This is a genomic window from Scytonema hankhaensis NUACC26 (assembly GCF_045865695.1).
In the GTDB taxonomy this organism is placed as follows: domain Bacteria; phylum Cyanobacteriota; class Cyanobacteriia; order Cyanobacteriales; family Nostocaceae; genus Scytonema.
Genome location: NZ_BAACAP010000146.1, coordinates 1 through 10,743, shown reverse-complemented (window position 1 = coordinate 10,743; position 10,743 = coordinate 1). Strand labels below are relative to the sequence as shown.

The following is a 10,743-nucleotide window of genomic DNA, read 5'->3' as shown; positions in this document are numbered from 1 at the left end:
AGTGACCAGTGACCAGTGACCAGTGACCAGTGACCAGTGACCAAATTACTTATGTTTTATCCTACAACTACTAAGAGCAACCAAGTTGACGATTACCACGGAACTTTGGTTGCAGACCCCTATCGTTGGTTAGAAAATCCTGATTCTGAAGAAACTCAGGCTTGGATTGAGGCACAAAATCAAGTCACGTTTAGCTATCTTCAACAAATCCCTGTTAGAGAAGCAATTAAGCAGCGTCTTACGAAACTTTGGGATTATGAAAAGTATAGTATTCCTTTTAAAGAGGGCGATCGCTACTTTTATTTTAAGAACGATGGTTTACAAAACCAAAGCGTACTTTATACTTTAAAGACTCTTGAAGACCAACCAAAAGTTTTACTCGATCCCAATAAATTATCAGAAGATGGGACTGTTGCTCTTTCAGGAATAGCTATTAGTGAAGATGGACAGTTGTTAGCTTACGGGTTATCCTTTGCTGGTTCTGATTGGCAGGAATGGAAAATTAAGAATATAGAAACGGGTGAAGATTTAGAAGACCAGTTAAAGTGGATTAAATTTTCTGGAGCATCATGGACGCATGATGGTAAAGGATTTTTCTACAGTCGTTATGATGAGCCAAACGAAAAAACTAAATTAGAAGAAGTTAACTATTATCAAAAACTTTTTTACCATCAACTGGGGAAACCTCAATCAGAAGATAACTTAATTTACGAGCGGCGCGATCGCAAAGAATGGGGATTTAATGGTGACGTTACAGAGGATGGGCGTTATCTAATTATTTCAGTATGGGAAGGAACCAATCCTAAAAATTTAGTTTTTTACAAGGATTTAGCAAATCCCAATTCAGAAGTGGTAGAACTTATTCATGAATTTGAAGCGAGTTTTGGTATCATCGATAATGAAGATAATATCTTTTACTTGCAAACAGATTTAGATGCACCAAGAAGACGTGCGATCGCGATCGACATTAATAACCCCCAAAGAGACAATTGGCAGGAAATCATACCTCAATCTGAAGAAACTTTGCAAAGTATCAGCACAATCAACAATCAATTTATAGCGAATTATCTTAAAGACGCTCGCACTCAAGTCAAAATTTTTGAGATGACGGGTTCGTTTGTTAGAGAAGTTGAATTACCGGGAATTGGTTCTGCTGGTGGTTTTGGTGGGAAACGCAATGACACTGAAACTTTTTATAGTTTCACAAGTTTTACTGCACCGGGAACTATTTACCGCTACGATATGGTCAGTGGTAGAAGCCAGGTTTTTCGCGAACCAAAGGTAGACTTTAACCCTAACGAGTACGAAACAAAACAAGTTTTCTATAACAGTAAAGATGGTACGAGAGTACCGATGTTTATTACCCATAAAAAGGGAATTCAGTTAGATGGAAACAATCCTACATATCTGTATGGTTATGGTGGATTTAGTATACCTCTCACTCCTAGCTTTTCCGTTAGTAGCTTAATCTGGATGGAGATGGGCGGTGTCTATGCTATTCCTAATTTACGCGGTGGCGGTGAATATGGGGAAGATTGGCATCAGGCGGGAATGAAGCAGAACAAGCAAAATGTCTTTGATGACTTTATTTGTGCGGCTGAATGGTTGATTGCAGAGGGATATACCAAATCTGCTAAATTAGCGATCGGTGGAGGAAGCAATGGGGGATTACTTGTAGGAGCGTGTATAACTCAGCGTCCTGACTTATTCGGTGCAGCATTACCAGCTGTAGGCGTATTGGATATGTTACGCTTCCACAAATTCACTATCGGTTGGGCTTGGATTCCAGAATACGGTTCTCCAGAAAATCCAGAAGAGTTTCAGGTGCTGTATGCATATTCTCCCCTGCACCAGTTGAAAGCAGGTACAGTTTACCCAGCAACTATGATTATTACAGCAGAAAGTGACGATCGCGTAGTTCCAGCCCACAGTTTCAAATTTGCGGCTGCTTTACAAGCAGCCCATAGTGGCAATTCACCAGTTCTGATTAGAGTTGAAACCAAAGCAGGACATGGTGCAGGTAAACCAACTACTAAAAGAATTGAAGAAGCTACAGATGCTTGGGCTTTTTTAATTCGGACACTGGATGTACAAGCTGAAGTAAGAGTTTATTCATAAATAAATTATCCATCTTGTGGAACGTGAAGTAAGAGTTTATTCATAAATAAATTATCCATCTTGTGGAACGGGCGAGGACGCCCGTTCTATACTGGTGGCGGGCGGGACGCCCCGCAGTCGCCTCAACGGGGGGAACCCCCGCACGGCGCTGCTCTTCGCACCACAAGAGAACTGGATATGATGAAGATGTTGAGTTTGAAATTATACTGAATGGATAGGTGTTCTGATGAGTCAAATGAATTTTGATGCCATGAGTGATGCCGAATTGAAACGGTATTTTTTAGCAAATCGCCAAGATCGAGCCGTTCTTCAGACATATTTGGAAAGGTTCAGTCGGCGTCCAAAATCACTGATTGCAAGCCCAAGCGATCCTGATTTTGATGAAAAGATTCAAGCAGCTATTCGGCAAAAATTAGAAGCATCGCGTAGTAGCCAGCCAGATAACAATATAGTGGAACAGACTGAATAGGAAGTACTTGTGTTTTGCAAGCTAGAATAGTCTAACTTGTAGCAACACTAGACTTTATACTGAAACCTTATGAAACGTTCTGCTTGCCTTATCTTTAATCCTGTTGCAGGACAGGGTGACTCAGAGCAAGATTTGGCAATGATTCGGGCAATTTTAGAGCCAGAAATTGACCTAGATGTTCAAATAACAACTGAAGATACTTGTGCTGACGATTTAGCACGTCAAGCCATCGATCGCGGAGTCGATCTTGTCATAGCATCGGGAGGCGATGGGACTCTATCAGAAGCTGTGACTGCTGTTGTTGGTACTGAGGTTCCATTTGGGATTATTTCACGGGGAACGGCAAATGCTTTTGCTCATGCTTTAGGAATCCCTGATACTATCGATGCTGCTTGTAAAGTGATTTTGCAAGGAGTGACTCGGACTGTGGATGCAGCTTACTGTAACGGTCATCCAATGGTATTGTTAGCAGGAATTGGTTTTGAAGCTGACGCTGTGGAACGAGCAGACAGAGAAACAAAAAATCGGTTCGGAATTCTTGCATATATTCTGGCTGGAGTGCAAGAGTTACGAACAATGGAAAATTTTGATGTAGAAATTGAAACTGAGGACAAAATCATTAAAGCCACTGTAGCTGCTGTGACAGTGGCGAACGCTGCCCCTTCTACCTCTGTATTAGCACAGGGACCAGGCGGTATCATATTGGATGATGGGTTGCTCGATATGACAATTGTGGCTCCAGCAAATAAAGCAGGTGCGATCGCTGCAGCAATCCATCTTTTTCAAACCGCCTCTACAGGTAACGCTGCAAAGCGAAATGATATAGGTTACTTGCGAGCCAAACAATTTAAAATTAAAACAGACCCTCCTCAAAAGGTTGTTGTTGACGGTGAACTTTTAGGAACAACTCCTGTAGAAATTCACTGCATCCCTGCTGGTTTAACAGTTTTTGTGCCATCAGTGGCAGAAGAAAAACTTCCAGAAAAACTTGAGGGACTACCAAATCTGATAGTTGAGGAGAAAGGATAATGGTTAGTAGATAGTGGTTAGTCATTAGTTGTTAGTAGCTCTACAACTAACAACTAACCACCAACAACTAACAACTAACATTCCCAGGAGTATTGCATTGAAACTCGTGACTGAGGCAATTATTGCCGAAAAAATTCGCAGGATGAAGCAGCGAGTCAAGTGGCAAGACCCTGTTATTGTCGAACGGGGAATTGACCAAACCCGTTTATTTATTGACAATAGCGCATCTGACAATCCTGAATTCTCATTTTTAGTTGTTGGTGATAGTGGGGCGGGACCGCATTGGGGTTACAATCCCCAACGACAAATTGCTGAACTCATGCTTCCACACCATCAAGAAAGCAGTTTTATGCTGCATACAGGTGATGTGATTTATTTGGTGGGGTCAAGTGAGTTTTACCCAGATAACTTTATCAAGCCTTATCGCGAATTTATTGTAGGGGGAGAAAATCCTGAGAAGATAACCTACGATCGCATGGTGTTTCAACTGCCAATTCTACCTGTTCCGGGTAATCACGATTATTATGAGTTGCCGCTTTTGTTTGGATTAGTATCTTTGACAACATTGCCATTGCGGCGATTACTGGGGTCGGGTGTAGATCTTGATGTTGGTTGGCGTGGTTCGGGACACGGTGATATCTATGCGCGTGCTTTTCTCGATTACCTGAAAGGTCATATGATTCCGGGAGAGTTAAGCCGTCATCTCGACGAACATTATACAGTACAAACAGATACGGGACGCTGTTTGCGTTACCAGCCCAGTCATTTTACTCGCCTTCCCAATCGTTACTATACCTTTCGTTATGGTGGCATAGATTTTTTTGCACTTGATTCTAATACATTTAACAATCCACTTCCCCTTCCTAAAACTCAGGAGGGGGATGCGTTTCGCAAGGAATTAGAGTTACGCCGTGAGAGTTTGGAACAGGAAAAGATGCGGTTGATGGACAGTTCTCCTAAAGTGCTTGCTACCGATCCCCATCGCACGGAAAAACTCGATGATGTGCGAACGAATGTGTCCCAAATCGAGGAAATGATTGTTGATATTGATAAGCAACTTTCTACTCATCAAGAAATAGCAACAGATATTGAGCAATTAGAATGGCTAAAGCAGCGACTGATTGAATCTTGGAATTGTTCGGATGTCCGAGGGCGAGTGATTTACTTTCACCACCCTCCCTATGTAACAGAAGCAACAAAATGGCAACAAGCACAAACTTTAGCAGTTCGCCATCGCTTGCGGAATGTCTTAAGTGGAGTTGCTAGAGTCGTCGGTTCTAAAAGTGGCGATCGCCCTTTGGTGGATCTAGTATTAAATGGTCACGCACACTGTTTGGAACATCTTGAAACATTAGATCGAGACAGTGCTGATTTTGGCGTGCACTGGATTGTTTGCGGTGGAAGCGGGTATAGTTTGCGACGCCAGCGTCCTGAAGGAGCAGATTTGTATGAGGCGTTTGTCGGTAAAGAAAAGCAGCGATTGGTAGCGCGATCGCACTTATTTATTGGTCGTAACGGTCAAGGTTTGCAAAAGCGAAGACCTTACACTAGCTTGCGTATCGATGTTAAAGATGGTTGTCCTCCTAAGTTTATTGTCCGTACCTTTGTTGCTGAGTGGTATCAACGGCAATGGAATAACTACGAGGTTAAGCCTTTTGTGATTTAGATTCAAAATCTGAGCGGTACAACTTTATAGAGGTATTTCTTCTTCAAGCAAGATGTTATTGTCTGTTAAAGCAGAACAATAGCCATAAATATAGCTCATTAATGCAGTTATAGAACGCTGACCTAGATACATTCCAGGTCTTTGTTAAATCCTTTCTAAAAGCTCATAAATACTTTTCATAAGTGTAAGAGGTTGTTTGAAAAGTGGTTGGCTATGATTTTAATTACATTATTACCCCCCTTATTCCCCCCTTGGAAAGGGGGGAAATTGAATTTCTGGTTCCCTCTCCTTTGCAAGCGGGTACTACATTAACTACCTACCCCGCTCGCTGGGGAAATTGAATTTCTGGTTCCCTCCCCAATGCATCGGGGAGGGTTAGGGTGGGGTAAAAAAATATTTGATACATCAAGCATGACTTTTCAAACATCCTCTAAACTCTCTTTTAATCAATAAGATAGAAATTATTAAAAATATTTTCCGAATTTGCTGAGGTACAAATTTATTCGCGTCCATCTGCTACAGGCTGCGGTTCTTAAATTTCTTATATTGTGATACCGACAGCCAACTATTAATTAAAAAACGGGCGAGGACGCCCGTTCCACAAGATGGATTCTCCCCAAGATGGATGATTTATTTTTTTGAAGTTGCCAATAAGAGGACACTGGTTGAGAACGAGAGGAAGACTACTGCTGTTCTGGAGTGCTTTCTGATTGTGGAGATTCAATAATCTCAGGCAAAGTAGGAGGTACGTTGGGAGTAGGTTCAACAATAACCTCTGGTGCTGGTGTCTTATTTGCCCGTCGATTAAAGTATCCACTAAACCGCCCCTTTTTCTCTGGCTGAGGAGTCACTGTTTCTGGTGGAGTTGTTGGTTCCACTTTTGTTGTGGGCTCTGGCTGAGTTAAGGTTTCTGGTATAGTTGTTGACTCAGCTTTTGGTGCTTCTGGGGCTTGTAGTTCTACCGTAGCTTCTGGTTGTGGAGTTTCAATAATCTCTGGCAAAGTAGGAGGTTCGCTAGGAGGAGTTGGTGGAACAGTTGTTTTTGGAATTGGAGTGATTTCTGGACGATGCTTAAAGCGATTGAAAAACCCTTTCGATTTTGCTTTTTCTGGTTGGGCTTGAGGTATTTCCTGTAGTTCGGGTTCTGAAGTCGGTTGTTTTGGTTCCTCAACTTGTGTTTCAGGTGCTTTTTCTTCAGCACTAGGAATAGAAGTGGGAACGAGTTTTGGTTCGAGTTCGGGAACTACTGGTTTTGGTTCCTGTGGTTTGACTTCGGGTGCTTTCTCTACAGTAGGTACTGGGATTTGGGAGGGTGTCGGTTCGACAACTGGTGGCTTAGCTGTATAGTTGGGATCTACAATGGTGCGAACTTGGTCGGCTGAAAGTTCTCCTCGAACAATTCGAGAAAGTGTATCTTTACCTTTTGGATCGTAGGTAATTAATCGAGCAGTACTGTTGAAAACGTTTTTGACGGGATTTCCTTGCTCGTCTAAAAATTCTAGCTCTACCCAGTTCTTACCGGGCTTGAACCCTTTGAGATAGACTGACTGCCAACGGTCTAAAACAAAGCTTTCACCATTGACTGTGCAGCGAATACGCCAATCGGCGATCTCATCGTTGGGATTTTCTCTGGCAACCAAATGCAGAGGAGCGTTTGTTAAGTAAAAGTCAAGTAGAATTGGTTCTGCACCATAGTCGCCTTTCGGACGGCTGTAGGTTAACAATGGTTGTTTGGGATCGGGATTGTTACTGTCAGTCTTTGTAAATATATGGAATGTTGATTGAGCGTAAGCACCTTCGTTTTTGAAACTTTCATGCCAGGGACGGGAAGCAAAGATCCGTAGAGTATGGGTTCCTGGGGATAAATCTGGCAAAACTAGCGGTTTGTCTAAGTCGTAAACTGCTATGTAGGGTTCGTTATCGAGAATAACGTGTAAGTGGGGACCGAGATCCCATTTTGAATCTTTAAATATAGGTAAATCTTTAACCTGAAAGCGGGCTGTAACTGTATTATCTTGAAGGGTTTCGTTAGCTTTGGGAGCCACTATTGTCACTTGTGGCTGATAAATTTCCAGTGCTTGCCGCAGTTCTTGGATTGTTGCTGGTGGAGAAACTTCTGATATTTGCCCTGAAAGTTGAACTTTCTGCTGTGGGCTAGCGGTTGGTTCTTGGCTGACAGCTTTTTCACTGCTACCACAACTGGTCACATTTAAGACTAGTACGAGCGCTACGAACCATCTGAGGAGAACCGTTCCTGTCTTCTGCCACAAGTTCATGCGTTTCACCAAATAAGAGTTAAAAACCAAATTGTTCACTGGAAAATATAGCCCAAAAATGCTTCATTCCTGCACTTTCTCAGGCTTGAGATTGCGAGCGATAAGTCGGGTACGGCTTGCGCTTCGCTATCGCACGCTCTCTTTACACATCTCATTTTAGCTTCAAAAAAGTATTTAATTATACATATTTATTATTTTGATATTAATTTAATATTTTTTTAATTATTTTGGCGACCAATTAATTTAGATGGAAATCAAATTTCCCCATAGCTAATCCCCATTGCCCCTCAACAAGGAGGGGTCCCCGAGTTCCCCAATCCCCATTGCCCCTCAACAAGGAGGGGGCCCCGAGTTCCCCAATCCCCAATCCCCAAAATTAAAGTGCATTTTTCGTCTTTTTATGCTAGGAATATAATCTTTACAAATTGTGTCAGTTTGTAAAATAAATAAAGAAAGTATTGACTTTTTGTCCAATGCTTTGAACTTCAAAAGCAGATAACACGGTAGATTCGGGGATTTTGAATTATTGTTAAATTCTCTCTAACAAGGTAGGAGTTAAGCCTTTATAATTCAACGAGAAACCACTCTCCACAGATGGTCTTCATAGCTACTCCAGTTAACTGCTGGTTAGGAGCGAGAAAGCCAATGATGTGGTAATGATAGTTCCTCAATCCTTGTTAAGAGAGGAGGTCGAATGACGATTAGTCCTCCAGAGCGAGAGGAGAAAAAAGCAAGAGTCATAGTCGATAACGATCCGGTGCCAACCACGTTTGAACTGTGGGCAAAACCAGGACATTTCGACAGAGCTCTTGCTAAAGGTCCAAAGACAACAACATGGATTTGGAACCTACACGCGCTCGCCCATGACTTTGATACGCATACCAGCGACTTAGAAGACATCTCCCGCAAAATCTTCGCAGCCCACTTCGGTCACCTTGCCGTAGTGACACTCTGGCTGAGCGGGATGATATTCCATGGCGCTCGTTTTTCTAACTACGAAGCTTGGCTGAGTGACCCCCTCAATATCAAGCCAAGTGCCCAAGTTGTTTGGCCAATCGTTGGTCAACAAATTTTAAATGCCGATGTCGGTGGCGGATTCCGTGGAATCCAAATCACCTCCGGCTTGTTCTACATCTGGCGGGGTTGGGGTATCACCAACTCATTCCAGCTCTACTGCACAGCAATTGGTGGCTTGGTGTTAGCAGGTTTGTTCCTGTTCGCTGGCTGGTTCCACTATCACAAGCGTGCGCCAAAGCTGGAATGGTTCCAGAATGTTGAATCCATGCTGAATCACCACTTGGCAGTTTTGCTAGGTTGCGGTTCCTTGGGTTGGGCAGGTCACATCATCCACGTATCCTCACCTATCAATAAGTTGTTGGATGCAGGAGTGGCTGTTAAGGATGTACCTTTACCTCATGAGTTCATCCTGAACAAAGACTTGCTGATCGAACTATTCCCTGGCTTTGCCAATGGTCTAGCGCCATTCTTTACCCTGAATTGGGGACAGTACGCTGACTTCCTCACCTTCAAAGGCGGTTTAAACCCCGTGACTGGCGGTTTGTGGTTGACAGATAACGCTCACCACCACTTGGCGATCGCAGTCCTGTTCATCATCGCGGGTCACCAGTACCGTACTAACTGGGGTATTGGTCACAGCATCAAAGAGATTCTGGAAAACCACACTGGCGACGGTCACAAAGGTCTCTACGAAAACCTCACCACATCTTGGCACGCACAACTGTCAACCAACTTGGCAATGTTGGGTTCGTTGACCATCATTGTGGCTCACCATATGTACGCGATGCCTCCGTATCCGTACTTAGCAGTAGACTACGCAACTCAGCTTTGTATCTTCACCCACCATATGTGGATTGGAGGATTCCTGATTGTAGGTGCTGCTGCTCACGGTGCCATCTTTATGGTGCGTGACTACGATCCAGTAGTGAATCAGAACAACGTATTAGACCGCGTGCTTCGTCACAGAGATGCAATCATCTCTCACCTCAACTGGGTGTCCATGTTCCTAGGCTTCCACAGCTTTGGACTGTACATTCACAACGATACAATGCGTGCCTTGGGTCGCCCCCAAGATATGTTCTCTGACAAAGCGATTCAGCTGCAGCCAGTGTTTGCTCAGTGGGTGCAAAACCTCCACACAGTAGCGCCTGGTGCAACCGCACCCAACGCACTAGAACCTGTTAGCTATGCTTTCGGTGGCGGTATCTTGGCTGTAGGCGGCAAAGTGGCAATGATGCCAATTGCATTGGGTACGGCGGATTTCTTAATCCACCACATCCACGCATTCCAAATCCACGTCACTCTGTTGATTCTGTTGAAAGGATTCCTGTTTGCTCGCAGTTCTCGTCTGATTCCAGACAAGATGAACTTGGGCTTCCGGTTCCCTTGCGATGGTCCGGGTCGTGGCGGTACCTGTCAGGTGTCCGGTTGGGATCACGTGTTCTTAGGTTTGTTCTGGATGTACAACACCATCTCCATTGCAATTTTCCACTTCAGCTGGAAGATGCAGTCAGATGTCTGGGGAACCGTAGACTCAGATGGTGTGGTCAATCACCTCACTGGTGGTAACTTCGCTCAAAGCGCTATTACTATCAATGGCTGGTTGCGTGACTTCCTGTGGGCACAAGCTGTCCAAGTGATTAACTCCTATGGCAGTGCGCTCTCAGCTTACGGTCTCCTCTTCTTAGGTGCTCACTTTGTTTGGGCGTTCAGTTTAATGTTCTTGTTCAGCGGTCGCGGCTACTGGCAAGAATTAATTGAGTCGATTGTTTGGGCTCATAATAAACTGAAAGTAGCTCCATCCATTCAGCCTCGCGCTCTTAGCATCATTCAAGGTCGGGCTGTTGGTGTGGCTCACTACCTCTTAGGAGGAATCGCCACAACCTGGGCGTTCTTCCACGCAAGAATCATTTCATTAGGCTAAACATCAATAGAAATTTTGGATTTTGGATTTTAGGTTTTAGAGAAAATCCAAAATCGAAAATCCGAAATCCAAAATTATAAGTTGGTGGCTAAAGGTCAGAGGATTTTATCAAACCCATGGCAACAAAATTTCCAAAATTTAGCCAGGACCTCGCACAAGACCCGACGACACGTCGGATCTGGTATGCGATGGCTATGGGAAATGATTTTGAAAGCCACGATGGCATGACGGAAGAAAATCTTTA

Annotated in this window: 7 protein-coding genes; 6 read left to right on the top strand and 1 reads right to left on the bottom strand. The window is 43.6% G+C overall.

Annotation, left to right across the window (positions count from 1 at the left end; genetic code table 11):
• The first annotated feature begins 51 nt into the window (after nt 1–51).
• The 4 genes from ACKTT2_RS09990 (at nt 52) to ACKTT2_RS09975 (ending at nt 5,282) form a co-directional block, all read left to right on the top strand.
• Nucleotides 52–2,118 carry a prolyl oligopeptidase family serine peptidase gene (locus ACKTT2_RS09990; protein ID WP_407886271.1) on the top strand — a complete coding sequence of 689 codons (2,067 nt, stop codon included), beginning with the start codon at nt 52–54 and terminating at the stop codon, nt 2,116–2,118.
• A gap of 226 nt (nt 2,119–2,344) precedes the next feature.
• Entirely contained in the window at nt 2,345–2,587 is a 243-nt protein-coding gene (locus ACKTT2_RS09985; protein WP_407886224.1) for a DUF6887 family protein, read from the top strand.
• 69 nt (nt 2,588–2,656) lie between these two features.
• A complete protein-coding gene (locus tag ACKTT2_RS09980; protein ID WP_407886222.1) occupies nt 2,657–3,616 on the top strand; it encodes a YegS/Rv2252/BmrU family lipid kinase in 960 nt (319 codons plus the stop codon).
• A gap of 97 nt (nt 3,617–3,713) precedes the next feature.
• A complete protein-coding gene (locus ACKTT2_RS09975; RefSeq protein ID WP_407886220.1) occupies nt 3,714–5,282 on the top strand; it encodes a metallophosphoesterase family protein in 1,569 nt (522 codons plus the stop codon).
• A 683-nt stretch (nt 5,283–5,965) separates the two neighbouring features.
• On the opposite strand, the gene ACKTT2_RS09970 is transcribed toward ACKTT2_RS09975, so the two are convergent.
• Complete coding sequence (locus ACKTT2_RS09970) at nt 5,966–7,558, bottom strand: hypothetical protein (protein ID WP_407886218.1); 1,593 nt, start codon at nt 7,556–7,558, stop codon at nt 5,966–5,968.
• Nucleotides 7,559–8,252: 694 nt separating this feature from the next.
• Between ACKTT2_RS09970 and psaA the strand changes: the two genes are divergently transcribed.
• Together psaA and ACKTT2_RS09960 are read left to right on the top strand one after the other, a co-directional pair.
• Nucleotides 8,253–10,499 (top strand): photosystem I core protein PsaA, encoded by a 2,247-nt coding sequence (psaA, locus tag ACKTT2_RS09965; RefSeq protein WP_407886216.1) that lies wholly within the window; start codon nt 8,253–8,255, stop codon nt 10,497–10,499.
• Nucleotides 10,500–10,615: 116 nt separating this feature from the next.
• A partial coding sequence (locus tag ACKTT2_RS09960; protein WP_407886269.1) for a hypothetical protein occupies nt 10,616–10,743 on the top strand: 128 nt, incomplete at its 3' end.

Excerpts from the sequence above, each read along its gene's own strand:
- ACKTT2_RS09990 (WP_407886271.1), top strand. The coding sequence starts at position 52 with ATGTTTTATCCTACAACTACTAAGAGCAACCAAGTTGACGATTACCAC.
- ACKTT2_RS09970 (WP_407886218.1), bottom strand. The coding sequence starts at position 7,558 with ATGAACTTGTGGCAGAAGACAGGAACGGTTCTCCTCAGATGGTTCGTA.
- ACKTT2_RS09980 (WP_407886222.1), top strand. The coding sequence starts at position 2,657 with ATGAAACGTTCTGCTTGCCTTATCTTTAATCCTGTTGCAGGACAGGGT.
- ACKTT2_RS09985 (WP_407886224.1), top strand. The coding sequence starts at position 2,345 with ATGAGTCAAATGAATTTTGATGCCATGAGTGATGCCGAATTGAAACGG.
- psaA (WP_407886216.1), top strand. The coding sequence starts at position 8,253 with ATGACGATTAGTCCTCCAGAGCGAGAGGAGAAAAAAGCAAGAGTCATA.